Origin of the sequence: Chitinophaga sp. SYP-B3965, from assembly GCF_009647655.1 — a bacterium.
Taxonomy (GTDB): Bacteria; Bacteroidota; Bacteroidia; order Chitinophagales; family Chitinophagaceae; genus Chitinophaga.
This window is the reverse complement of sequence record NZ_WJFD01000007.1, coordinates 43,667-68,601: the sequence shown is the minus strand read 5'-3', so window position 1 is coordinate 68,601 and position 24,935 is coordinate 43,667. Positions and strand designations below refer to the sequence as shown.

The following is a 24,935-nucleotide window of genomic DNA, read 5'->3' as shown; positions in this document are numbered from 1 at the left end:
CGGATAATCGGTTAAACGCATAATGTTATAGATTAATTTTTTTTGCCATAAAATAAAAAAGATTACATTTGCGTTTACTATATTTGAATACCTAAATTGAATAGATAAAAGCTGTTTTCGCATGCGCAGATTAACCTCCTTATCCTTGATCATCGGCACCGGCGTTTTAATGTCGATGTCGGCCTGTAAGAATGGTGGTCTTTTTGGAAAGAAAAAAGAATCATCTTCCGCCACCGGGTGGGCTTATAACGACCCTAAAATGGGTGGTTTTTCCGTTGCTAAAGCAAAGGACCAGTTCACTGGCCCTGGTTTAGTGTTTGTTCAGGGCGGTACATTCGCTATGGGCGCCACTGAGCAGGACGTAATGGGTGACTGGAACAACATCCCCCGCCGGATCACGGTTTCTTCCTTCTACATTGATGAGAATGAAGTTTCCAACATCAACTATCGTGAGTACCTGTACTGGTTAAACCGTATGTACTTCGAATCTTTCCCTGACGTTTACCGCAATGCTTTACCGGATTCCCTGGTATGGCGTAGTGAGTTAGCTTATAATGAGCCGCTGGTGGAGTATTATTTCCGCCACCCTGCTTATAATAACTACCCGGTTGTAGGTGTTAGCTGGAAACAAGCTACGGACTATGCCAAATGGCGCTCCAACCGTGTGAATGAAAAACTGCTGATGGATGCAGGTCTCCTCTCCAAAGCAGATATCATGAACCAGGCGGATGATAATACGTTCGACAGTAAGGCTTACATGGCTGGTCTGTATGAAGGTACTCCGGGTAAAATGACGAAATCTGCCAAGAAGCAGTTCGCTAATGCAGATGGTTCACCCCGTGGTGCACAATTTGAAGATGGTATCATGCTGCCAGCTTACCGCCTGCCAACTGAAGCAGAGTGGGAATATGCAGCACTCGGATATATCGGCCAGAACCCGAATCCTTCCAAGAAAGAAGGAAAACGTGGGGAAGAGCTGATCATGAACAAACAGATCTACTCCTGGGGTACTAACAACAGCGGCCTCAGAGATATCCGCCGCGGTAACTGGCAAGGTCAGTTCCTGGCGAACTTCAAACGTGGATCTGGTGATAACATGGGTATGGCCGGTGGATTGAACGATAAGGCGTCCATTCCTGCTCCTGTTCTTTCTTACTTCCCTAATACTTTCGGTATCTATAATATGTCCGGCAACGTAGCGGAGTGGGTGAATGACGTTTACAGACCATTGACGACGATTGATGGTGACGACTTTAACTACTTCCGGGGTAACAAATTCCAGACTGTTTATCAAAATGGTGAGAAGGAGTTTGAAAAGGATAGCCTGGGTATGCTGAAGATGAGGGATGTAACGGATGAAGAAAGTGCCAGCCGTTTGAACTATCAGAAGGGTGATGTGATCAACTACTTAGATGGTGACTCTCTTTCTCTTGTTGAATATGGTTATGGTATCACTTCTCTCGTGAATGATAAATCACGGGTGATCAAAGGTGGTAGCTGGAATGACAGGGCTTATTGGTTGTCTCCTGGTGCACGTCGTTTCATGCAGGAGGATATGGCTACTAATACTGTAGGTTTCCGTTGTGCGATGGATAGGGTGGGTAGCCCTGAGGGGAATAAGTTTAAGACGGGTAATACTTTTAAGAAGCAACGTCAGAAGAGATAATTCATTAGTGTGTATATTTTTTGGAAGGGCTGCCTCTGTGAGGTGGCCTTTTTTTTATACCTTCTGCCCCATGCGATCTTTGCTTTTGTTATGTGTCCTTTTTGTTTCCTGCCATCCAACCGTGGCACCGGTTACATCTGCTACCTATGTTGCGGAGAGCGAAGTATTTTACAAGGATGGCATCACGTGGCTGAAAAAGACCGGGAAGCCTTTTACGGGTGTTGTTATTGCCCGGTATGAAAATGACGGGGTCTTTTATAAGCTTAGCTATCAGGATGGTGTTCGGAAAGGGGATTGGTATATAAAAGTTAATCGTAGGGCCACGGAGGAAGGCACATACATAGATTGCGATCCTGACCTGGTTGCTTTCATAAAAAAAGAAACGGGGAGTGACAGCTGTACTTTAAACCTGTGGAGGGAAGCGTGGCGCGAAGGATTTAATAATTTTGTTACACTGGAGATTAAAAGCCATGTTGTATTTGATGATGATACCTTTTTCCTTATTTACACTAAATATTTAAAGAAGTATAAGGGGAGATATGCACAAATAATAATCTATGACGGGAATCTTACAAGCCGTGTTGCCCGCAGTTTCCCGTAATCTATTGTGCAAATGTTCCCGGCTATATCATATACCTGGACGATGAAGGGGGTTTCCACGAGTTTATGTTCCCATTCGTTGTTTTTCAATACGGCGAAGCTGTTGCCTACTTTCACTTTCTCTACACGGTGTTTGCCAGTCACTTTGATGGTGATTGTCTTTTCTTTTACACTTACTTCTACTTCCGGTTTATTATAAGCATCCTGAAAAGCTGCGTTGAAGGCGGTTTGGTTGGGTTTCTTTATGGATTGATAGTACGCCTTCTTTTCCGGGTCCTTAACGGCGGCTTTGGCGAAATCGTTGGCTCTTGAAAAGCGTTCCTGGTTCGCTATCTGGGTGGGGGTTTTGGGTGGGTATTTGCAGGGGCGGTTGCACATCACGGTTTTACCGAACCGCTGACGGAAGACGATCTGCTTTGCGAAGGTACCTGTGGCCTTCCGGAGGATGACGTTATCGTTTGTTAGTGCCATTGTACTAAGATAAGGCTTTTATCTTGCATTTCTCATCGAATCTTGAGCCTATGTCAAACGTATCTGGGATATAGGAGTGACCTGTTCAATGGCCACAAAAAAAGGCCGTATCAATTGATACGGCCTTTTCTATTATAAAGAGATTCAGGATTATTTCTTTTTTCCCTTTTTGGCGGCTGCTTTTTTAGGAGCGGCTTTGGCTTTTGCCTTGGGGGCTGCTTTTGCTTTTGCAATGGCCTTTTTAGGCGCTACCTTGGCTTTTGCTGCTGCTTTCTTAGGTGCAACCTTCGCTTTTGCTTTAGGGGCTGCTTTCGCTTTGCCTTTTGCTACTGCTTTTTTGGGTGCTGCCTTTTTAGCTGCTGCTTTTTTAGGAGCGGCTTTCTTTGGTGCTACTTTGGCTTTTGCTTTTGGTGCTACCTTTTTAGCTGCTGCTTTTTTAGGAGCGGCTTTCTTTGGCGCTACTTTGGCTTTTGCTTTTGGTGCTACCTTTTTAGCTGCTGCTTTTTTAGGAGCTGCTTTCTTTGGTGCTACTTTAGCTTTTGCTTTTGGTGCAACCTTCTTAGCTGCTGCTTTTTTAGGTGCTGCCTTTTTAGGTGCTGCTTTGGCTGCGGCTTTTTTAGCTACTGCTTTTTTAGGTGCTGCTGCTTTTGCTTTTGCTTTAGGAGCTACTGCTTTGGCGGCAGTTTTAGCTTTTGCTTTTGGAGCGGCGGCTTTTGGTGCTGGCTTAGCGGCGGCTTTCTTCGCTGCTGGTTTAGCGGCGGTTTTAGCTTTTGCTTTAGGAGCACCGGCTGGTGCCGGAGCGGCTACTTCTGCTACTGCAGGTTTTGCTTTTGGTTTGGCTACGCGTTTAGCTTTGGGCTTGGGCGCAGGGGCGGCAGCTTCTGCTGTAGCTGGTTCTTCTGCTTCTACCTTTGGAACCGGATGCGGTTTAGGGGTGAAAGCGCGAACGGCTTTTTCTACAGAGCTGATCACGTGCTCATCTGAAGCTGGTGTGGCGGCTTCTTCTTCAGCGGGTTCGGTTTTGAATTCGGAACCATCTCCTTCCCAGAGTTCGATTATTTCTGCAGCGTGGTCGCCGTTGTTTGGTTTGTGGATGATGTGTGCGATCTCGCCGTCCTCATCTATCAGGAAAGTGGTGCGGTGGGTACCGTCGAAGGTGCGGCCCATGAAAGTCTTTTCTCCCCAAACGCCGTAGTCGTTGAGGATGTTGTGGCTTTCGTCCACTAACAGCGGGAAAGGCAGATCGTATTCGTCTGCGAATTTCTTGTGGCTTTGTTCGTCATCTTCGCTCACACCCAGTACTATATAGCCTTTGCTTAATAGACGGCTGTGGTGATCCCGCAGATTACAGGCCTGGGTTGTGCAGCCTGGGGTCATATCGTGCGGATAGAAGTACAGGATCACTTTCTTTCCTTTAAAATCAGCAAGCGATACTGTTTGCCCATGCTGATCAATGGCTGTGAATGAAGGTGCTATATCCCCTTCTTTAAGATGTGTCATGTTGTTATTATCGTTTAAAGGTCAATGTGTAAGTCGATTCGTTGTTGGCTATATCCGTTACCGTCAAGGTCACTGTATGATTTCCGGGTAGACAATGTTCATCGAAGGTATACGATAATACATTACTACGGCGCGAAAACATTATCCACTTACCATCCAGCTCTGCACGGTAGGATTTGATCCCGCTTGCGTCGTTCATTGAAAACGAGATCTTCCCTGCTTTGGAGAGGTTCGCGCCCTGTTTGATACTGCCCAGGGGAGCGATCCTTGGCGCTTCTGTGTCTGTAGTCAGATAAAAATCTCCCAGATCGCGGAACGTGCCTTTATACCATCCGTCCTCAAAGGTAGTGGCTGAAACGCTTTCTCCCAAACCTTTGCGCACGATTATCATTTTATTTTGCAATACCGCAGGAACCGGGCGGTTTGGTTTGATCCTCAATCCAAAGCTGTAATGAACCGGCACCAGCGCCGTATGCAGGCGGTAAGTGCTGGAATAGGCCGTGGCGTTAGGAATTTCGAGATACCTGAAACAGATCTGATCATATAAAGATCCTTCCTCAAGATAAAATTCTACCTGATTATTTTCAAATATATTCCGTGAATCTGCGAACATCTTGTTTGCACAAACGGGCTCGGGGGATGAACTTCCTTCCTGTTGCAAGGTGATCTGTACATTGGTGGCATTTCCGTAAGCATCTGTTACCCGGATGGTTACGGGGTGGGGTTGTTTATCGGACAGATCGATGGTGCCGTTTCCGGATACGTCCTGGTAAATATCCAGGTGGTTGCCGGGGAGTGCAAACAGCAGTTGAACGTAAGGGCCACCGGCCTTCTTCATCTTATAATCGATGTGCGCATTGAGGTAGCGGGTTTCGTCGTAACTGATATTATCCAGCTGGAAACCGCAGTCTACCTGGCCGTTTTTGATAAGCATGGCTTCGTAGATTCCGTTTGGATTCATGGAATTGCTTTGCCTGTCCAGCGCGCTGAGGCCCAGGCTTACTTTGTCTGTGGCCACTTTCACTATGGGGCGGGTGGCTACGTAGCCGGTTTTTGTGTTCTTTACGGGAACAACTATGGGGGATTGTTCGTAGAGACTTTTATTCCTATCGTAGATCACTAACCGGGAAATTTCCGGGGCGCGGGTGTCTGGAATGCTGAAACCGAAAAGCATGGGGTTCAGGGGCTTTTCTGTTTGGGTATCTCTGATCTCGAAATGCAGATGCGGGCCTGCAGAGCCTCCTGTGTTTCCGCTCCAGGCTACGAAATCTCCCTTTTTTACGGGGAAGAGTCCTTGGGGCAGTACAATATCTGATGCCCAGCTTTCCTGCTCGTATTGTTTCCTTTTCACGTATTCATCCACTAAGGGGTAGAATTTGTTTAAGTGAGCGTATACGGTAGTATAGCCGTTGGGGTGAGTAATATATAATACGTTTCCGAAGCCCAGGTGGGATACGCCTATCCGGCTTACATACCCATCTGCTGCTGCGTGTACGGGGAGGTTTTCCCGTTGTTGTGTTTTGAGGTCCATGCCCGAGTGGAAGTGGTTGGGGCGGAGTTCTCCGAAATTACCGGCCAGTTCTATTGGTATGTTTAGCGGATTCCTGAAGTATCCCTTTGGATATTGCTTTTCCGCCAACCCTTGTGCCTGCAGGAGTTGCGGCAGCAAGAGCAAGAATGCGATCGTTCTTTTCATCCTACAAATGTAATAGTTATGTGTCTTTAGCGTTAAAAATACGGTGCTAACCAGTGAATTAACATATTTTTAAAGCAAAGGTTCCGGGTTTTCCTTAATTTCCGATCTTCTAAATTTCGTTTAAAGATGAGTTATCCGATTCATGAGATACAGGGCATTGGCCCGAATTATGCCAGCAAGCTGTTAGGTATTGGGATTAATACTGTGGCTAAGTTATTGGAAGATGGGGCTACCCGGACTGGCAGGCTTAAACTTACGGAGACTACCGGGATTCCGGAGTCTTTGATCCTTACCTGGGTGAATCATGCGGATCTGATGAGGATCAATGGGATTGGGGATCAGTTTGCTGAACTTTTGGAGGCGGCGGGTGTTGATACTGTGAAGGAGCTTCGGAACAGAGTACCGGAGAATTTGCATGCGAAGGTTACTGAGGTGAATGGGTTGAAGAATTTGAGTGGGAGGGTTCCGACTTTGAATGAGTTGAGTTCGATGATTGAAATGGCGAAGGATTTGGAGCCGGTTGTTACTTATTAGAGCGTTTGCCGCGCTGCAAAGGGCGGTTTTCTATATTTTTTTGAAGGGGGGTCTTTTTTTACAAAGAGGTTTCTTTTTTTGTAAAGGATGTTTTTTTGAGGTTGTTGTTTTTGGCGGGAACCTTGCCGCGCAGCAAAGGGCGGTGTTTTATATTCTTTTGTGGGGGATTCTTTTTTGTAGAGAAGTTTCTTTTTTTGTAAGGATATTTTTTGAGGTTGTTGTTTTTGGCGGGAACCTTGCCGCGCAGCAGAGGGCGGTGTTTTATATTCTTTTGTGGGGGATTCTTTTTTGTAGAGAAGTTTCTTTTTTTGTAAGGATATTTTTTGAGGTTGTTGTTTTTGGCGGGAACCTTGCCGCGCAACAAAGGGCGGTATTTTATATTTTTTTATAGGAGATACTTTTTTGCAGAGAGGTTTCTTTTCTTTTGGAGGTGTTTTTTGATGATGGCGTTTCTTTTTGGCTGAGGTCAGGGTGTTAAAAAAAGAAAAATCAAACCGGCTGAATAAAGAACAAACCGTACAAGGGAGTGACACAACGGGGGATGAATAGAGAAGAAAAAGCTGATCAACAAAGAATTAAAATAAAACGATCACAGCGGATAGGTCAACTGTGATCGTTCCTTATATTTTTTAGACCTACAACTGTTTCTTGATTTCGTCGATTAACTCGACAAACTTACGATCTGTGCGGATCTCGGGCCTCCAGGCCAGACCCATCTCGCACAGGTCGTATTCTTTTTTTATGGTGGCGCCGGGTTTACCTTCTTCGTTTCCCAGGACCCAGACGGTGTCTGATACGGCGGTGGCGTTTTCTATGTCGTGGCTTACGATGATCAGGGTGTTTTGTTCGTTGAGGGTGGAAACCTTTAGGAGTAGTTTTATTACTCTGTCTACCATTAGGATATCTAAGCCGGAGAAGGGTTCGTCTAATAAGATGAATTTGTTTCCGGTTAGTACCTGTTGGATGATGCTTACGCGCTGGCGTTGGCCACCACTGAGCTGTGCAGGATACTTTTTCAGATGATCCGTGAGATCGAAGGTAATGGCGTAATCATCGATGATGCGCTTCTTTTCTTCTTCTGTGAGTTTTGTTTCTCCATTGTCTAAACCTATTTTCAGATTCTGGAAAATGGTGCGGTGATTGAAAAGAATGTAGTTCTGTGGTACGATGCCCACCTGGCCTGCTTTTACTTCATGCTGGTCTTCATCTATTTTCACTACACCTTCTGTTGGTTTGACTAAACCAGAGAGGGTTTTGAACAGCTGTGTTTTACCTATGCCGCTTCTTCCTATTAAAGCCACTACCTGGCCTTGTTGCAGGCCTTCACGGTGAATATCTTTTATGCTAAAGTTGATATCGCGTAAGATCTTTTTCTCTCCGTATTGCAAGTGGATGTTTTCTGCACTTAATAATACCTTATTTTTTGAATATGCGTTCATTAGCGGGTTTCTAATTTAGTGTAAGGAAATAACCAGTGCCGGAAAAGGCCCAGTATGAAATCAAAAAAGATACCCAATGCAAAAATGATCACGAGGGTGGCGAATACGATGTCTAACTGCACGTATTTGTTTGCTTTGATGAGCATCACACCCAGGCCGCCCTGGCTCATGCTCAAACCCTCTACAGATGTGATCATCAGCCATGCGATAGCAAAGTTCTGGCGCATTACTTCAAACACCTGATCGAGCCTTCCTACAATGATCACTTCCCATAATGTCTGCCATTTGTTCATCCGCAATGTGGTGCATAATTCGAACTCCTGCTTGTTGATATTTCCGAACACGGATAACAACGAAGTGACGAAGAATGGTATGATACCAAACATCAGCAGGCTCAGCTTTAACTGGCCACCATTGCTGGTTAGCAGGGTGAACAGAAAGATCAAACCGGTTAATGTGAGGTAACGGCACTTCACGATGAAACGGGCAATTGGTTCAAATACCGGCACGATGGACAGATAACTGATGAACAGCGCAATCACTATGGAAAAGAACATTCCCTTGATAGTGAGTGTTAAGCTGGCGAAGAGGTTATCTATAAAATCAGGGTACGTGAAAATGGTGCCGATAGCCTCGAACACCTTTGCGGGTGTGGGTATCAGGCCGCCGCCGGTTAACTGCCAAAGTACCAGGGCGATGATCACTTCTGCAATGATCAGCAACATCATGGCTCGTTTGTCCAGTATACGAAGCGGTTCAAAAAATGCTTTAATCTTATCCATACCTTTTTATGATTACGAAAGGATGGCACTTTAGCAGTGCCATCCTCCGAGATAAAAATTAGTTACCCAATACGATCTGAACACGGCGGTTTTGTGCGCGGCCTACAGCTGTACCATTGTCTGCCAGCGGTTTTGATGCACCAAAACCTTTGGATTCCAAACGGGCAGTTGAGAGTCCTTTACCTAAGAGGTAAGCTTTCACGGACTCTGCACGTTGGTTGGAGAGCTGCTGGTTAGCGGCTTCGTTGCCTACGTTGTCTGTGTGACCATAGATACCGAGTTTCAGTCCTTCCGCTACTACGGCGCTTTTCAGGATCTCATCCAGTGTGGCGTAAGATTCTGATCTGATGACAGCGCTACCTGTTTCAAACTGTACCTGTACGGATCTGGATGATACCTCTTTGGTGATCTCGGCAGCGTATTGCTGCTGGATAACCTTACCTGTCAGGAGTTCCGGGTGATTGCTTACCACGGAAGCCAGGAAGGATTTATCTACTACCTTGTTGTACACAGGGTAAGAAGGGACCAGTTCAGGATACATCTTTACGAGGATGTCGCCGAAGGTGCCGTATACGATCTTGTAACGGTCCAGCTTATCATCTCCGAGGCCGAACATGTTGGCAGCGTCTGCAAGATTGAATGCCATGGAACCACCCATGTGCAGGTTGATACCTTGCGCATCTTTTTCTTCGATACCGTTGTAGTATTTCAACCAGTATGCGCCATCCTGTTCGTTGTATACTTTGGCAGAAATGTCTGCAGCAAAGGATTTGGCGTCTGTGAAGGAACGTACCTGGTCGCCGGCCTGTGCCAGCGCCATGATCAGGTTCTCAATGTCCGTGCGGTGGTCATTGGCGAACTTCTTGATGGTGATGGTGATATTGGGCATTTGAGATGCGTACTCTTTTGTAGTGGCGATGTTGATCAGGCCACCTTTCTTCTGGGCAATGTTTACGTCGCCGGGCGTCCAGGTGGCTACACCGTCTACTCCTACTGTAGTATCTTTTGCAATCTTCTTGCCATTTACTACCAGCTTGCGGCTTTCGCTGTAACCGGCAATGTATTTATTGGCGGCGTCCAGGAAGTCGTTGGCAGCGATGATGTTGATAGCGTTGCGATCGTAAGTGGTTTCATCCGGGTTTACGCGCAGACCGTTATCACCAGCCCATTTCACGAGGATGTTCATGTCCCCGTCCCTCATTACGCAGGACACGGTTTTGCCGAGTGCGTTCTTGGGATCTATCTTCCATTCTGCAGGGCCCATCAGTTTGTCCTCACCATAACTCTTACCCATGGCGTAGAAAGCAATAGGTTGATATTCTGGTCCGAGTGGCTCCAGTTCTTTTGCCAGTGCGGCAAAGAACATGGGCATACCGTCTCCCATGAAGGAAGCGAACACACCGGGGGTGTTAGGATTAGATTTATAATCCTGTGCGAACTTCACCACGTCTGCGATCGTTTTGTTACAGTCGTCCTGACGAACCACTTCGACCTGCATGTTGGCTTTATCGATGAGTGAGCCTTTGGTGGTTTTTGCACTACCGTTGGCGTACATCAATGGGAACTGGGAGTTCCAGGCCATGATCTTCCACACAACTTTGGTGCCGCCGTTTGCGGACTCCTCTGCTGTGGGGAGTTCCAGTTTTGCGGCATTACCGCTTAAAGATGCTTCGGGGGCATCGGGCAAGGCTACTTTACCGATCTCGGCAGCAGCTTTTGCGTCTTGCGGGCGCTTGTCCCACCATAATACTTTACCAGCATAAATAGCTCCGAGGAGTAATACGATTCCCAGTACTTTACCGCCTGGTTTTACTTTTAAGGCCATGATTTAAATGTTTATAGGTTTAGAAATAATTTCGTTTGTTCGTATACGTTATACAAGCGGACACACGTATGGCTATCACCTGTATTTCTTCTGATTTTTTATCAGCTCAGCAGATCGTTATAATTATCCTTTGGCAGTTCACCAGGTTTGCGTGGGGAATTATCCGGTGCCCATTTTTTCAGGTCCAGTTTAAATTCTGTGTCTGGATTAAAAGATTCCAGCATTGTGAGGCCTTGCAGTTCATATGTTGCGTTATCCAGATCGATGGAGCGCATGAAGTCTGTAGAGTAGCTGATGGCTTTTTTCATACTGCTCAACTTGGTAGCAATATCTTCCTTCAGGAACTCCATGGATTGTTCTACCATCAGTTTCTTTTCGGGATCACCGTTAAAGATCTTCAGGGCAGAGCTCAGGGCTTTGTTACCGGAAGAGACTGATTTGTAGAGATCTTTTTTCAGTTCCAGTTCGTTGCGTGCATCTTCAATCATGTATCCGCTGTTCTTGTGCACTTTGGTGAGATAGTCACCAATGCGTGCCAGGTTATCGCGGATAGGAGTTAGTTGCACGATATATTCTTTGATCCTTGCGATGTGGCGCGTAGCATTTCCCAGTTCAGGCAGCATGTTATTGCTCTGTGCAGCTTTGGCGCGACTCATCAGTTGTGCCATGTCCTTTTCTTTTTCGTCGATCTTCATGTCGATCTTCTCTTTTTGTGCATCCACGTCGATGGATTGCTTGTAGAGTTTTTCGCGCTGTTCTTCCATGTCGCCGATATAATCTTCAGCAATGAGGAAGGGGTCCAGTTCTATGACTACGCCTACGAGCTTTTTCATCAGCCATTCGTAGAGATAGAATAAACTCAGTCGCAATTTTCTGTGCGTGACTGCGTAAAGAAATAAACCAAGGCTCACTAATGCGATGCCGAAGTTGAGTGTGTTCCATATCACATTTGTGAGGATAGGGATCACATAGTAACCGATCAGGACCAATAAGCCGATTCCGATAACGATACCGAATTTGCCGCCGGGGCGATTCCAGTAGGATTTCAGTTTCTGGCCTGATTCAGCAGGGAAAAATTGAGTGTCCATGTTTAAAGGATTGTTTGAATGGTTTGAATGTCTGACTGGATTTTAGTGACCATGGCCTGGCAGGCTACATCGTAACCCTGTCGCCTGTTTGCCAGCTTTTGCTCTTGTTCGGATACCTGGCTTTTCAGTTCTTTCATACTGATCTGAGCGGTGGTGATCTCTTCCGTGAGCTGTTGGATCTGCTGCGAATTTTCGGCGATCTTTTTTTCCAGGCCGGCGATCTGTTGCACCCTGCCCTGGATCTCTTGTTTCGCTTTATCATCTGCAGCTTTGTCGAATTCATCGCGGTCCTTTTCCACGATGCCTTTGTACTGGGCAGCGGTTTGCAGCAGCTTATCTTTTGTGAGGCCCTGGATGCTGAGGGTGGCAAAAACCGCCCCTATACGTGCTTTTTCGTCTGGCACGTGTGCTTCCAGTGTTTCCATCATGCGCCAGAACTCGAAATAATCGGGTCCGGGCAGATTGCTGCTTTCAAATAACCGGGAGAAGTGTAACTCGAATTTATCGAGCTCTTCTGCCGAGATAGTTGGCTTAACGCTGCTAAGCGGGAATTTTTGGGCAAGGGTATCCCCTGCGGGCCTGCCCGTTTGTTGAAGGTCATTGGGTTCAAATTCCACGAAAATGCCCAATGCCTTCCTGAGAAAGCTTGTCATTGATAGATTTGTAAGGGTGAAAGATTACAAAGGGGTTGCTTGTACAGTTGTAAATGGATATACAACCAAGCGTAAAAAAGAAGATGATGTAAGGTCTACATTGCAGTAATTATTGAAGACGTAAAATTACAGCATTTTCCACATATGGCAATTTTTGGGGCTGCGTGAAACGGGCGTTTAAAATTGAAATCCGTTAACTGCAGGGGCTTTTACCTATATGGCCATTATCCTGCAAGCCTGCGCATTTGAAAATTTGCATCCCGGAGGCACTGGAATTAGTGGTTAACTATATTTTTCTGCTTACTTTAGCCAACGCAAAAACTATCCATGTCCATCGTCGTAAAAGAACTTAGCAAGCTGTATGGCCAGCAGAAAGCAGTGGACAGCATCTCTTTTGAGTTGCAGAAAGGTGAAATTGTGGGCTTTCTGGGACCCAATGGCGCCGGCAAATCCACTACCATGAAGATCATCACCGGTTACCTTCCTCCCAGTGCAGGACAGGCAAGCGTTTGCGGATTTGATGTAGTGAAAACGCCCATGGAAGTGAGGAAGCGTGTGGGTTACCTTCCGGAAGCCAATCCCCTCTACCCTGATATGTACATCCGGGAATTCCTGGAATTTATGGCGGGCATGCATAAGCTGGGTGCTGGTTCTGGTGCCCGGATCACTGAAATGATAGGCCTGACGGGACTTACACCGGAAAAGCATAAAAAGATAGGAGCCCTTAGTAAAGGTTACAAACAACGGGTAGGCCTGGCTCAGGCATTATTGCATGATCCGGAAATACTGATCCTGGATGAACCTACTTCCGGGCTGGATCCCAATCAGCTGGCGGAGATCAGGAGTTTGATCAAGAATCTGGGGGAGAATAAAACGGTGATGTTATCTACCCATATTATGCAGGAAGTGGAAGCGATGTGCAGCAGGGTGATCATTATTAATAAGGGCAGCATCATTGCAGATGGGGCTATCAGCACTTTACAGCAGGGGGCGCACAGTTATATTCAGGTTACTTTTGGAGAATCTGTTTCCCAGGAAGAACTGGAATTATTACCCGGCGTTTCGCGCGCAGTGGCCGCTGAGGGTCATATTTGGCGACTTTATACGACAGATGCGGAAACCGTCCGCAAAAACCTGCTTCAATTCTCTTTGATTAATAACCGGAACATCCTTTCTTTGCAAAGCAATTCGCAGAGCCTGGAGGATGTGTTCAAGGAGCTGACAAATTAGTGGCCCGTGTAAATGAGAGACGCCATTTACCGTGAGTTGGTATTTTTTAAGAATAAAACAATAAAAATTTTACCCATGAGTATCATTTCAGAGATCCACGCCAGACAGATTTTAGATAGCCGTGGAAACCCTACAGTAGAGGTTGACGTAACAACAGAAGATGGCCATGTAGGCCGTGCGGCCGTTCCATCCGGTGCTTCTACCGGTAAACACGAAGCCGTTGAACTTCGCGATAATGATAAAGCTGTGTATTTAGGCAAGGGTGTGATCAAAGCTGTTACGAACGTAAATGAAGTGATCGCTGATGAACTGATCGGCTGGGATATCAGCGACCAGGCGGGTGTTGACAAATTGCTCATTGAACTGGATGGTACTGAAAATAAAGCCAAACTGGGCGCCAATGCAACTTTGGCGGTGAGTATGGCAGTAGCTAAAGCAGCAGCAGATGCATTTGGTTTACCATTGTATCGTTACCTGGGTGGCGTAAACGCAACTACCCTTCCTATTCCTCTGATGAACATCATCAATGGTGGTGCGCATGCGGATAACAAAATTGACTTCCAGGAGTTTATGATCGTGCCAGTGGGTGCGGATACTTTCTCTGAAGGACTTCGCTGGGGCGTGGAAATCTTCCACCACCTGAAAGCTGTTCTGAAAAAGAAAGGTTACAGCACTAACGTGGGTGATGAAGGTGGTTTTGCTCCTGAGATCCAAAGCAACGAAGAAGCGATCGAAACAGTTTTGATGGCTATCGAAGCAGCTGGTTACAAAGCAGGTTCACAAATTGGTATTGCACTGGATGCAGCCAGCAGTGAGATGTACAACGATAAAGACAACACTTACAAGTTCTATAAGAGTTCCCAAAAGATCATCAGCAGTGATGAACTGGTAGCTTACTGGACTGAGTGGTCCAAGAAATACCCTATCCTGTCTATTGAAGATGGTATGGCGGAAGATGACTGGAATGGCTGGAAAAAACTGACTGAATCTATCGGCAACAGCGTACAGCTGGTGGGTGATGATCTGTTCGTTACCAACGTAAAACGTCTGAAACAAGGTATTGATCAGCAGATTGCGAACAGCATCCTGGTGAAAGTGAACCAAATTGGCACCATCACTGAAACCATCAATGCAGTTTCTATGGCACAAAAAGCGGGTTATACTTCTATCATGAGCCACCGTTCCGGAGAAACAGAAGATACTACTATCGCTGACCTGGCGGTTGCCCTGAACTGCGGTCAGATCAAAACCGGTTCTGCCAGTCGTACTGACCGTATGGCTAAATACAACCAGTTGCTGAGGATCGAAGAACTGCTGGATAGCAGTGCTTATTATCCAAAAAATTCAATTAAATTTGGTAAGAAGTAGTTTTTAGTATCACTGAGCCTATTTTTAGTGGTCAATACAAATTTTTCCGGGTACTGGTCTTCCAGTACCCGGATACCAAATCAGCCTTTGTGAATATGGATCTGAAAAAGCGTTTCCAAAAAATACCGTCTTTCCTCCGCAACAAGTTTGTGATCGGCGTGGTGCTTTTTGTGGCCTGGCTCCTTTTTGTGGACCGGAACAGCGCTTTCACCCAATACTCTTTATCTGCTGAGGAAAACAAGCTGGAAGGTCAGAAGGCTTTTTACAAGCAGGAAATAGACCGGGCGCGGCAGGATCAGTACGAATTATTGTCCAGCCCCGAGAAACTGGAAAAATTTGCCCGGGAGCAATACCGGATGAAAAAAGATGATGAGGATCTGTTCATTATCACCAACCCCAAGCCCAAAATCGATTAATTTACTGGTTCCCAAGCCCCTTTCCTCCCCTTAACACTTTGTTAAAAAGTTGCATTTTCTTAAAAAAAGTTATAAATTAACAATACTAACCCGCCATTCTCCGTTATGTAACTGTTAATCTTATACAGCCTTCTGTATTTGTGAAAATTCCATTAAACTAACAAATCATCGCATGAGCAATTTTACACTCCCTTTTATTACTCCTAACTTTGTTGTAACCGACCCGGAAGGGCATACTGCACCTATGCAAGTGAATCCAGATCTATTACGTGAAGAAAAGAAATTGCACCTTTTGACCTTACAGGCTTTAGATACTGTAAAGCTCGCTCCCCGTCAGTCTACACTCATTGCTATTTTTGAGTACGCGCAAGAACGCGAGGTATAGTTTTTGTATTTTGCAGGCATGACGAAGAAAGAACGATTTCAATATGTGATCGACTATTTTGAGAAACATGCCCCGGATGCGGAAACTGAATTGTTGTACGACAATACCTACCAATTACTGGTAGCAGTGATCTTGTCTGCCCAATGCACGGATAAACGGGTGAATATGACGACCCCGCACATCTTTGCACAATACCCTGATATTCCGGCCCTGAGCAAGGCCACTTTTGATGATCTTTTCCCGCTGATCAAAAGTATCAGCTATCCCAATAACAAAACGAAACACCTTATTGGCATGGCCCAAATGGTGATGGAAGATTTTAACGGGGAAATACCTGAAACGGTAGCTGAACTGGTAAAATTACCGGGCGTAGGCCGCAAAACGGCGAATGTGATCACTTCGGTTGTGCATCATCAACCTAATATGGCAGTGGATACGCACGTTTTTCGTGTATCCGCGAGATTAGGGTTGACGACTAATGCTAAAACACCTCTACAAACTGAGCAGCAGTTGCTTAAATATATTCCTACTTCCAAAGTGCATATTGCACATCACTGGCTGATCCTGCATGGGCGGTATGTTTGCCTGGCCAGGAGTCCTAAATGCGGGGAGTGTGGGTTAAGGCCTATTTGTAAGTATTATAAGCAGTTGATTTCGGGTTGAGGCCTGTTTACAAGCACCGTTAGAAATTGATTTTATGCTTTAAGGCCTGCTTGCAGGCGCTATCAGAAATTGATTTTGCATTGATTTTTATTTATCTTGGAGAGACCTAAAACCCTCCACGTGAATAACAACACCAGATTGCAACTATCCTTTATGATGTTCCTCCAATACTTTATATGGGGAGCATGGTATGTGACTGTAGGCACATACATGGTTGAAAACCTTAAATCCAGCGGCAGCGAGGCCAGTTACGCATATACGGCATTGGCTATTGCCACCATGATCTCTCCTTTTTTAGTAGGGATGGTGGCCGACCGGTATTTTTCCGCACAAAAGATCATGGGCGTGCTCCATATCGTAGGGGCGATAGCGTTATACGCCATGACGCTCACTACTAATATCTATCTTTTCATCGGCGTTGTATTATTCTATTCCCTGTTGTACATGCCCACCATTGCACTCAGCAATAGCGTGGCCTTTCACCAGATGAGTGATCCCGGCAAAGAATTTCCGCTGGTACGGATGTTTGGTACGGTAGGATGGATCGTTGCCGGCCTGCTGATCGGTTATATGGTGATTGAAAAAACAACGAATACTTTTTATATCGCAGGCGGCGCTTCTCTCCTGTTGGGCCTGTTTAGTTTTATGCTGCCGAATGTGCCACCCAAAGCCAAAGAGGATGTATCTGCCTCACAGGTATTGGGGGTGGAAGCATTGGTGTTGTTCAAGAACAAATCTTACCTCGTATTCTTTATCTCTGCTGTGCTGATCTGCATCCCGCTGAGCTTTTATTACGGTTTCACCAATCTCTACCTGCACGAAGCAGGCATGGAAAATGCCGCAGGTAAAATGATCTACGGACAAGCTTCCGAAGCGATCTTTATTCTCGCCATTCCTTTTCTGCTTCGCCGTATTGGCGTGAAGAAAATGTTGCTGGTAGGTATGGCGGCATGGGTATTGCGTTATATCCTCTTTGCTTATGGCGATAGCGAATCCAATTTGTGGATGTTATATACGGGCATCATTTTACATGGTGTATGTTATGATTTCTTTTTTGTTACCGGCTATATGTATACAGAGAACAGGGCAGGCGAAAAGATCAAAAGTGCTGCGCAGGGATTATTCACTTTTGCTACTTATGGTTTGGGGATGGTGATCGGTACGTGGTTCTCAGGGATCGTAGCGGATTATTATGTAGTGAATGGTGTGCGTGAATGGCAAAATATCTGGATGGTACCGGTGTATATTGCTGCCGCAGTGATCATCTATTTCGCGTTGGCTTTCCATGATAAAAAACCAGTCTAACATATAAAAATTAATTATGGCGAAAATTGCAATGCTTGGATCCGGCTTCATCGGAAGATTCTATGCGGATTCTTTAATTGGACAGAGAAGCCGGGACACGATCGTGAGTATCTACTCCCGCCGCGAAGAAAGCGCTAAGAAATTTGCAGTGGATTATAAATGTACCCACTGGACGACGGACATGGAAGAAGCGATCAATCATCCTGAAGTGGATATGGTTTGCATCTCCCTACCCAACAACTTACATGAAGCTGCTGTACTCGCTTGTTGCAAAGCGAAGAAAGCGGTGATGTGCACCAAACCATTAGGGCGTAATGCAGAAGAAGCCAAACGCATGATGGAAGCGGTAGAAAAAGCAGGCATCTTTAACGGTTACCTGGAAGACCTGTGTTACACACCTAAATTCCTGAAGGCTTTAAAAAGTGTACAGGAAGGAGCGCTTGGAAGGATCCTCTGGGCTAAATCCCGCGAAACACATCCTGGCCCGCATAGTGAATGGTTCTGGGATATTGAGCAGGCAGGCGGTGGCTGTATCCTTGACCTGGGTTGCCATTGCGTGGAAATTTCACGCAACTTTATCGGTAAGGATATCAAACCTATTGAAGTGATGTGCTGGGCGGATACACAAGTGAAACCTATTGATGCAGAAGATCATGCTATTGGCCTCGTGAAATATGAGAATGGCGCTATCGGTCAGTTTGAAGTGAGCTGGACCTTCCGTGGCGGTCTTGATCTCCGTGATGAAGTGATGGGCTCTGAAGGTACGATCTGGCTGAATAGTTTTCTGCGTACGGGGTTTGATATGTTCACTACCGGTAAAGGAGGTGATTATGTAGCAGAGAAAGCGGAAAGTAATACGGGCTGGTTGTTCCCTGTGGGTGATGAGCTGAATGAACTGGGGTACAATCATATGTTCGCGGATATGTTCAATGCAGTGGAAAGTGGCCGTGCGCCGCGGGAAACCTTTTATGATGGGTATGTGGTGAACGCTGTTTTGGACGCGGCTTACAGGTCTGCAAAATCGAAATTATGGGAACCGGTGAAACTGGATGTATGGCGTGGGCAGGAAGGTGTGCAGAAACAGAAAACGTTGACGGATTATGATGAACAATATTACCTGATCAAAGAAGAGATGACACACTTTGGGACGGCGAAGCTGATCCTGAAGGATAAGAAGACGGGGCAGATCATTGAGAAGATCGTATAATTTATTTTGCCGGGGGGTACGGATTTACCGGATCTGCGGATTTGCCGGCGTGGGTCTTTGGCTTGCGCCGGTTTTTATTTTGCTTGTATCAAACGGAAGTAAGCTTTACCGAATTGATGATTCACTTCCACTTCCATTAATTTTCCCTTTTCATACCGATAATAAATACTCCTGTCGTCCGGCGTACTTACTTCATACCGCTTATCTGCCAATTGTTTTATCTTCAGGAACACACCATGTGTTTCTGAATAGATCTCCTTCAGATCCTTTGGCGGTTCTCCAAAATATAATTCACTCACGGAAAAAGTGATCTGTGCGGTAGACAATGTGCCGGGCACTCCTTTACGGACCACATTATATCCTTTCTCTGTTTTTTCTGTAGAAGTTTCTTTGCTGTCTGCCCCTTTGCTGGCGCGGGAGGCCTGTGCTTTGATGAGTACCGTATTATGATACTCAACAGATATGTCTGTCTCCATGCGGGAGAGCAGCTTCATCGAGATACGGCTTTTGATATGGATCTTGCGAACGGCGCCGCTGGTTTCCTGTTTTACATCCAGCAGGCCAATGGTATTATTGGCGTACCTTATTTCATATGTATAGGACTGTCCCGCGGCCTTGAGGGCTGCCAGGTAAGGAATTATCCCGCATATCAATACAAGACAAATCCTTTTTAGCCTGTATTGCTTGTGGGTCTTGTACATGGCCTTGGATCAGAATATTACGTATAGCAATATACGAAAATAAGTTACGAAACTCGTCATCTCTATAACGCGTTTCGTAACTGATTCATTGTGAATGCTAGAGCATTTCGCGGATCCTTGCCACCAACTCACCTTTGGTGATAGGTACACCCATGATCTTATTATAACCCTGGGCAGGGATCAGGAATTGATCGCGGATGATCTTTATGAGCTGGCCATTATTGATCTCGGGGATCAATACATGTTCATAGCTATGCAATATTTCTTCGAGATTTTTGGGGAAAGGACGCATGTGACGGAGATGTGCATGCGCTACTTCATAACCTTCTGCCACCAGTTCTATTACAGCACTTTTAATAGTACCGAAAGTAGAACCCCATCCCAGTACAAGTACTTTTCCTTTTTCAGGCCCTACTTCTATCTTCTGTAAAGGGATGTGATCTGCTATCTTATCTACTTTTTCCTGGCGGATCTTCACCATCAGCTGGTGATTTTCCGGATCGTAACTTACGTTACCGGTGATGTTCTGTTTTTCCAATCCTCCGATCCGGTGTTCCAGACCAGGGGTACCGGGTACAGCCCAGGGGCGTACAAGATTTTCATCTCTCTGGTAAGGGAAGAACTGATCTTCTCCTTCTTCGAGGCCTTTTTTGAACTTCACGGTGATCGGTGTCAGATCTTCACTTTTCGGGAACTTCCAGGGCTCTGCACCATTGGCAATGTATCCGTCGCTCAGGAAGATCACGGGTGTCATATGATTTACCGCTATGCGGAAAGCTTCGTAAATACCATCAAAACAATCTGATGGGGTGGACGCGGAAATGATGGGCATGGGGCATTCTCCGTTACGGCCGTAATAGGCTTGCAGCAGATCTGATTGTTCTGTTTTGGTAGGCAAACCGGTAGAGGGGCCACCACGTTGAATATCAATGATCAGCAACGGAATTTCCAGCATTACTGCCAGGCCCATGGCCTCTCCTTTCAATGCCATACCGGGACCAGAAGTTGTAGTCACTCCCATGTGGCCACCATAAGAAGCGCCAATGGCAGAAGTGATACCGGCAATTTCATCTTCCGCCTGGAAGGTACGGATACCGAAATTCTTATAACGGCTCAGTTCATGCAGGATGTCTGAAGCAGGAGTAATGGGATAAGTACCCAGGAAAATAGGCAGGTTCGCTTTCTGGGAAGCTGCTATCAATCCATAAGATAAAGCAGTGTTGCCGGTGATGCTCCTGTAAGTACCAGGGTCCATTTTGGCCTTTTCCACTTTATAACGGGTGGAGAAAGCTTCTACGGTATCTGCAAAGTTGTATCCGGCCTGTAAAGAGCGGAGATTACTTTCCAGGATCTCGGGCTTTTTGCCAAACTTCTCTGTGAGGAAGTTAGTGGTGCTTTCCATGTCGCGGTCATAGAGCCAGTAGAGGAATCCGAGCACGAACATGTTCTTGGCGCGGTCTTTCTCTTTCATACCCATGTTGATGTCCTTCAATGCCTCACGGGTCATTTTGGTGACATCCATGGTATGTACCTGGTAGTTGACGAGGGAACCATCTTCCAGGGGGTTGATCCCTTCGGGGAAATTGGCCAGGCGGAGGTTCTTGGAATCGAAGCCGTCTGTATTGGCGATGATGATACCGCCTTTTTTGAGTCCCTTCAGATTGGCCTTCAGTGCGGCGGCATTCATGGCCACCAGTACATCGCAGGTATCTCCGGGGGTAAATATACGGTTAGAGGAAAAATGAAGCTGGAAACCGCTCACGCCGGGCAGGGTACCTTGCGGAGCACGTATTTCTGCCGGGAAATCCGGGAAAGTACTAAGATCGTTCCCGATAAGGGCAGTATTGTTAGAGAACTGAGTTCCAGTTAGTTGCATCCCATCCCCACTATCACCTGCAAACTTTATCACTACATCTTCAACCTGTTGAATCGCTTTATTGGACATTTGAAGTATTCTTTATTATTAGATATATGAGTCTTTGAGACCGTAAATTTAGGGAATCGGCTGTTAATTATCTCTTACTATCCCTTCAACAAAAGTACACAAACCCTGTAGACTTTTCATAAAATATCCTGAAAGCTACAAGGGGTATAGCTTTGAGGGGTCTGGAAGCCTTACTGCTGTTATGTTTGGCAATATATTTGTGTAGATTAATGCTCCGCGGGAAAAAGTCCTGCGGGCGCTAAGCTTTACCAGCGTGCCTTTGAGCATAGTAACAGGAATGCACACACGAAATTACTTAAACGAGTAGTGCCCGCAAACCCTGTATGTTAAAGGACTTTTAAAGAAATGTTAAATGAATTTTTCAGCGGGTTGTGGCATGGTAATTGCAAAATTCTTACTGTAACCGATTCAAATACATACACTCATCTAAAAAGAGAACACTATCGAGAGAAGTCTACTTGAACCATTTCTTTATTATTAAACCTTTTAAAATTTGTATGCTATGAAAAGGACTAAATTAAGCCTGTTAGCACTCGCGGCCGTAACATTCGGCGCATTCGCCTTTACTTCATTTGAAGGCGGTTCTATTGCCGGTAAAGTTGTACCTGCTGAAGGAGCAACTGAAGCATGGGCAATTTCCGGAACAGATACATTGAAAACAGCAGTAGCACAGGGTGCATTCTCCTTTACGAGTGCAAAAGCCGGTACTTACACTGTAATAGTTGACGCGAAAGAACCATTCAAGGACGCAACTATCACTGATGTGAAAGTAGAAGACGGTAAAGCTACCGATCTCGGCGAAATCAAATTAGCACAATAATTGGTTTTCATAGGGGTTAATCAAGCCGGTCTTACGTAACGTAAGGCCGGCTTATTTTTTTGTGCCTGTCTAGGGGTAGGGTTTCCATTGGCCGTTATAATAGGGAAGTCATCATTGTGACTTGCCCCTAACATGAATACCAATATGAAACTGACAGGCAAACAGGAATACCTGATCACTTACAGCGGGCTCAGTGTGAGCCTTTTACTCTGCCTCCTGGCAATTTTTGGCCTGATCCTTTCCGGCTGCTCCCGTGAAAATATCCATGGTTCCGGCCGTGTGATCACAGAAGAAAGACCGGTGGACAGGTTTGAAGACCTGACTATTGACGGGTCTCTTGAAGTACATGTAAAACAAGGTGCTCCTCTGCCACTCCGCATTGAAGCAGAAGATAATGTAATGAGGGTGATAGAAACATCTGTAAGCGGCACCAATCTCCGTATTAAGATCCGTAACGGTGTGAATCTGAAGGGCATCCGGCCGATCCATGTATATGTGCAAAGTGAAAAATACCGCAGGATCATCTTTTCCGGTTCTGGTTCCCTTACTGGTACGGATACGATCAGAACCCCGCTCCTCACTTATGAAGTGAACGGCAGTAATGATGCAAATCTGAAAGTAGATGCCAATGAAGTAAGGGTGATCGTGAACGGCTCCGGTAATATTGACCTGGAAGGCTTGACGAAAGATTATGATGCTGAGATCAATGGCAGCGGAGATGTGAAAGGAGAAAAACTGCAAGCCAATAATGCTCATGTTGAAACCAATGGTTCCGGCGAGCAGCGGATCTGGGCAACAGACAAATTATGGGGCCACATCAGTGGTAGTGGAAATGTAAAATATAAAGGATCACCAGCCAGTTTGAACGTTACCGTGTCCGGATCAGGAAGGGTTAGTAAATTATAGGAGTTACCAGTTATAGGAACACATTTTTACATGGAAGCTATTGGAATACTGTCACCCGTCGCATTAGGCATGAATGGCCACGCTGTTAATCAGAGTAATGGTTATTTTTGCACCATGCCCGAAAATGCCCGGTTACAAAACCTTTTGCAGGAAGACGAGCGCCAGTTCATGGAGGCGCTCTTCAAGACCTATTTCCCATTGGTCTGCAAAGCCATTTACCGCCTGGTGCCTGATATGGCCACGGCGGAAGATCTGGCGCAGGAAGTATTTATTAAAATATGGAATCGCCGGGATCAGTTAAGAGATGTTTATTTTAAAGCGTACCTGCATCGTGCAGCGGTGAATATGGCACTTGATCACATAGATAAGAACAAAAGACGCGGTGGCGTTCACCAGGAGATTGGTCCAACACAGGAAGAATTGCATGTGCAGGCGCCGGTGATCCATCTGAAGGAAACGAAGTTGCGGATCCAGCAAGCGATTGACCTGCTGCCTGAAAAGTGCAGGGAGATCTTTGTACTGAGCCGTTACGAGGAAATGAGCTATAAAGAAATTGCCGAAACATTACAGATATCCATCAAAACGGTGGAGAACCAGATGATGACAGCACTAAAAAAGCTGCGCGTTTCACTGAAAGAATACCTGGAGTGAACACGCTATTTTTTATCAACCTACAGCAGCAAACAACATTCGCAATTCGTAATTGAATAAGAGCATGATCAACAACGATCACATAGACGCACTGATTGCCCGGGAAATAGCCGGTGACATCTCTACAACAGAGCAGTCGCAGCTACAAGCCTGGTTGCAGGAAGATGTTGCCAACCGGCAATACTATACCGCCATGAAACAAACCTGGGACCTGACCGCCGATGCATTTAACGATGCCCCGGAGCCAGATCTTGAAATGAACTGGCAACGTTTCAGCCAAACCATGGATGCACCTGCCCCTCTTAAAGTGGTGAACATCAAACGCAATAACTGGTGGAAACTGGCTGCAGCAGCCATGATCATCGTCACCGCAGCAGGGCTTGCTTTCATTCTCGCCAACCAGCGTGGTACTACCACCATTACAGCAGATGCGGGTAAAAAAGAAGTAACACTTCCGGATGGCAGTAAGGTATTCCTGAACAGGAACAGCCAGATCAGCTACGACAAAGGGTTTGCTTCCAGCAACCGGCTTGTGAAACTGGAAGGAGAAGCTTTCTTTGATGTAACACCTGATGCCGCCAATCCATTTATTGTTACAGCAGGCGCTTCACAGACACAAGTATTAGGTACCACCTTCGTGATAAAAGCTTACGAACACAAAACCATTCAGCTGAATGTGGTAACAGGTAAAGTAGCATTCTCCGGCAAACAGGGCCCTAAGGATGCACTGGTACTTACAGCTGGGCATACTGCTATTTTACAGCCTGACAAGGAGCCTAAACAAATACAAAATTCCGATCCTAATTTTATGGCATGGAAAGAGAATCGGCTGATCTTCGATAACGTGCCCCTGTTTCAGACACTCAATACCCTGGAAGAATATTTCGACGTGAAATTTATTGTAACAGATCCCAGTTTGCTGAACATCAAATACTCTTTAACGGGTAATGATGATCCTTCTCTGCCACGTGTGCTGGAAGTACTGTCTGAAACAATGCATATCACGATCAAAGAAGAATCGAAAGGTGTGTATAGGGTAAGCCGATAAAATTTATTGTACCATCAAAAAAAACCGGATCACTTT

General features: G+C 45.8%; 25 protein-coding genes. 14 read left to right on the top strand and 11 right to left on the bottom strand.

Annotation, left to right across the window (positions count from 1 at the left end):
- The first annotated feature begins 121 nt into the window (after window positions 1-121).
- Together GFS24_RS26545 and GFS24_RS26540 are read left to right on the top strand one after the other, a co-directional pair.
- A complete protein-coding gene (locus tag GFS24_RS26545) occupies window positions 122-1,666 on the top strand; it encodes an SUMF1/EgtB/PvdO family nonheme iron enzyme (RefSeq protein WP_153665080.1) in 1,545 nt (514 codons plus the stop codon).
- Between the two features lie 121 nt (window positions 1,667-1,787).
- Window positions 1,788-2,267: a hypothetical protein gene (locus GFS24_RS26540; RefSeq protein WP_153665078.1), complete on the top strand. Its 480-nt coding sequence runs from the start codon at window positions 1,788-1,790 to the stop codon at window positions 2,265-2,267.
- Here GFS24_RS26540 and GFS24_RS26535 read toward each other — a convergent pair.
- From GFS24_RS26535 to GFS24_RS26520, 3 genes are all read right to left on the bottom strand, one after another.
- Window positions 2,222-2,737: a hypothetical protein gene (locus GFS24_RS26535; protein ID WP_153665076.1), complete on the bottom strand. Its 516-nt coding sequence runs from the start codon at window positions 2,735-2,737 to the stop codon at window positions 2,222-2,224. The genes GFS24_RS26540 and GFS24_RS26535 overlap by 46 nt on opposite strands.
- A gap of 150 nt (window positions 2,738-2,887) precedes the next feature.
- Window positions 2,888-4,237 carry a thioredoxin-dependent thiol peroxidase gene (gene bcp / locus GFS24_RS29125; protein ID WP_216647555.1) on the bottom strand — a complete coding sequence of 450 codons (1,350 nt, stop codon included), beginning with the start codon at window positions 4,235-4,237 and terminating at the stop codon, window positions 2,888-2,890.
- A 7-nt stretch (window positions 4,238-4,244) separates the two neighbouring features.
- A complete protein-coding gene (locus GFS24_RS26520; RefSeq protein ID WP_153665074.1) occupies window positions 4,245-5,933 on the bottom strand; it encodes a peptidoglycan DD-metalloendopeptidase family protein in 1,689 nt (562 codons plus the stop codon).
- A 126-nt stretch (window positions 5,934-6,059) separates the two neighbouring features.
- Between GFS24_RS26520 and GFS24_RS26515 the strand changes: the two genes are divergently transcribed.
- Window positions 6,060-6,467 carry a DUF4332 domain-containing protein gene (locus GFS24_RS26515; RefSeq protein ID WP_153665072.1) on the top strand — a complete coding sequence of 136 codons (408 nt, stop codon included), beginning with the start codon at window positions 6,060-6,062 and terminating at the stop codon, window positions 6,465-6,467.
- On the opposite strand, the gene GFS24_RS26510 is transcribed toward GFS24_RS26515, so the two are convergent.
- From GFS24_RS26510 to GFS24_RS26485, 6 genes are all read right to left on the bottom strand, one after another.
- A complete protein-coding gene (locus GFS24_RS26510; RefSeq protein ID WP_153665070.1) occupies window positions 6,464-7,000 on the bottom strand; it encodes a hypothetical protein in 537 nt (178 codons plus the stop codon). The two genes, GFS24_RS26515 and GFS24_RS26510, sit on opposite strands and share 4 nt — an antisense overlap.
- Window positions 7,001-7,102: 102 nt before the next feature.
- Window positions 7,103-7,906, bottom strand: coding sequence for an ABC transporter ATP-binding protein (locus GFS24_RS26505; RefSeq protein WP_153665068.1), 804 nt, complete (start codon window positions 7,904-7,906; stop codon window positions 7,103-7,105).
- Entirely contained in the window at window positions 7,906-8,688 is a 783-nt protein-coding gene (locus GFS24_RS26500) for an ABC transporter permease (RefSeq protein ID WP_153665066.1), read from the bottom strand. Before GFS24_RS26500 ends, GFS24_RS26505 begins: the two co-directional genes overlap by 1 nt.
- Before the next feature lie 58 nt (window positions 8,689-8,746).
- Entirely contained in the window at window positions 8,747-10,513 is a 1,767-nt protein-coding gene (locus GFS24_RS26495) for an OmpA family protein (RefSeq protein ID WP_153665064.1), read from the bottom strand.
- A gap of 101 nt (window positions 10,514-10,614) precedes the next feature.
- A complete protein-coding gene (locus tag GFS24_RS26490; protein ID WP_153665062.1) occupies window positions 10,615-11,601 on the bottom strand; it encodes a PspA/IM30 family protein in 987 nt (328 codons plus the stop codon).
- 2 nt (window positions 11,602-11,603) lie between these two features.
- Window positions 11,604-12,254 carry a hypothetical protein gene (locus tag GFS24_RS26485; protein ID WP_153665060.1) on the bottom strand — a complete coding sequence of 217 codons (651 nt, stop codon included), beginning with the start codon at window positions 12,252-12,254 and terminating at the stop codon, window positions 11,604-11,606.
- 327 nt (window positions 12,255-12,581) lie between these two features.
- On the opposite strand from GFS24_RS26485, the gene gldA reads away from it, so the two are divergent.
- From gldA to GFS24_RS26450, 7 genes are all read left to right on the top strand, one after another.
- Complete coding sequence (gene gldA / locus GFS24_RS26480; RefSeq protein ID WP_153665058.1) at window positions 12,582-13,484, top strand: gliding motility-associated ABC transporter ATP-binding subunit GldA; 903 nt, start codon at window positions 12,582-12,584, stop codon at window positions 13,482-13,484.
- Window positions 13,485-13,559: 75 nt separating this feature from the next.
- A complete protein-coding gene (gene eno, locus GFS24_RS26475; RefSeq protein ID WP_153665056.1) occupies window positions 13,560-14,852 on the top strand; it encodes a phosphopyruvate hydratase in 1,293 nt (430 codons plus the stop codon).
- Window positions 14,853-14,947: 95 nt separating this feature from the next.
- Entirely contained in the window at window positions 14,948-15,268 is a 321-nt protein-coding gene (locus tag GFS24_RS26470) for a septum formation initiator family protein (protein WP_153665054.1), read from the top strand.
- A 172-nt stretch (window positions 15,269-15,440) separates the two neighbouring features.
- On the top strand, window positions 15,441-15,653 hold the full coding sequence (locus GFS24_RS26465) for a hypothetical protein (RefSeq protein WP_153665052.1): 213 nt from the start codon (window positions 15,441-15,443) through the stop codon (window positions 15,651-15,653).
- A gap of 18 nt (window positions 15,654-15,671) precedes the next feature.
- Entirely contained in the window at window positions 15,672-16,316 is a 645-nt protein-coding gene (gene nth / locus GFS24_RS26460; protein ID WP_153665050.1) for an endonuclease III, read from the top strand.
- 120 nt (window positions 16,317-16,436) lie between these two features.
- Entirely contained in the window at window positions 16,437-17,621 is a 1,185-nt protein-coding gene (locus GFS24_RS26455; protein WP_371731318.1) for a nucleoside permease, read from the top strand.
- A gap of 16 nt (window positions 17,622-17,637) precedes the next feature.
- Entirely contained in the window at window positions 17,638-18,828 is a 1,191-nt protein-coding gene (locus GFS24_RS26450) for a Gfo/Idh/MocA family protein (protein ID WP_153665048.1), read from the top strand.
- Window positions 18,829-18,902: 74 nt separating this feature from the next.
- Here the strand turns inward: GFS24_RS26450 and GFS24_RS26445 are convergent, their stop codons facing one another.
- Both GFS24_RS26445 and GFS24_RS26440 read right to left on the bottom strand, forming a co-directional pair.
- Window positions 18,903-19,529, bottom strand: a complete 627-nt coding sequence (locus tag GFS24_RS26445) for a DUF6134 family protein (RefSeq protein WP_173003208.1) — start codon at window positions 19,527-19,529, stop codon at window positions 18,903-18,905.
- A 97-nt stretch (window positions 19,530-19,626) separates the two neighbouring features.
- Complete coding sequence (locus tag GFS24_RS26440; RefSeq protein WP_153665044.1) at window positions 19,627-21,474, bottom strand: 2-oxoacid:acceptor oxidoreductase subunit alpha; 1,848 nt, start codon at window positions 21,472-21,474, stop codon at window positions 19,627-19,629.
- A 502-nt stretch (window positions 21,475-21,976) separates the two neighbouring features.
- Between GFS24_RS26440 and GFS24_RS26435 the strand changes: the two genes are divergently transcribed.
- The 4 genes from GFS24_RS26435 (at window position 21,977) to GFS24_RS26420 (ending at window position 24,899) form a co-directional block, all read left to right on the top strand.
- Entirely contained in the window at window positions 21,977-22,294 is a 318-nt protein-coding gene (locus GFS24_RS26435) for a carboxypeptidase-like regulatory domain-containing protein (protein ID WP_153665042.1), read from the top strand.
- A gap of 144 nt (window positions 22,295-22,438) precedes the next feature.
- Window positions 22,439-23,200 carry a head GIN domain-containing protein gene (locus GFS24_RS26430; RefSeq protein WP_173003207.1) on the top strand — a complete coding sequence of 254 codons (762 nt, stop codon included), beginning with the start codon at window positions 22,439-22,441 and terminating at the stop codon, window positions 23,198-23,200.
- A gap of 30 nt (window positions 23,201-23,230) precedes the next feature.
- Window positions 23,231-23,851, top strand: a complete 621-nt coding sequence (locus GFS24_RS26425) for an RNA polymerase sigma factor (protein WP_153665038.1) — start codon at window positions 23,231-23,233, stop codon at window positions 23,849-23,851.
- A gap of 64 nt (window positions 23,852-23,915) precedes the next feature.
- On the top strand, window positions 23,916-24,899 hold the full coding sequence (locus GFS24_RS26420) for a FecR domain-containing protein (RefSeq protein ID WP_153665036.1): 984 nt from the start codon (window positions 23,916-23,918) through the stop codon (window positions 24,897-24,899).
- The last annotated feature ends 36 nt before the right edge of the window (window positions 24,900-24,935 follow it).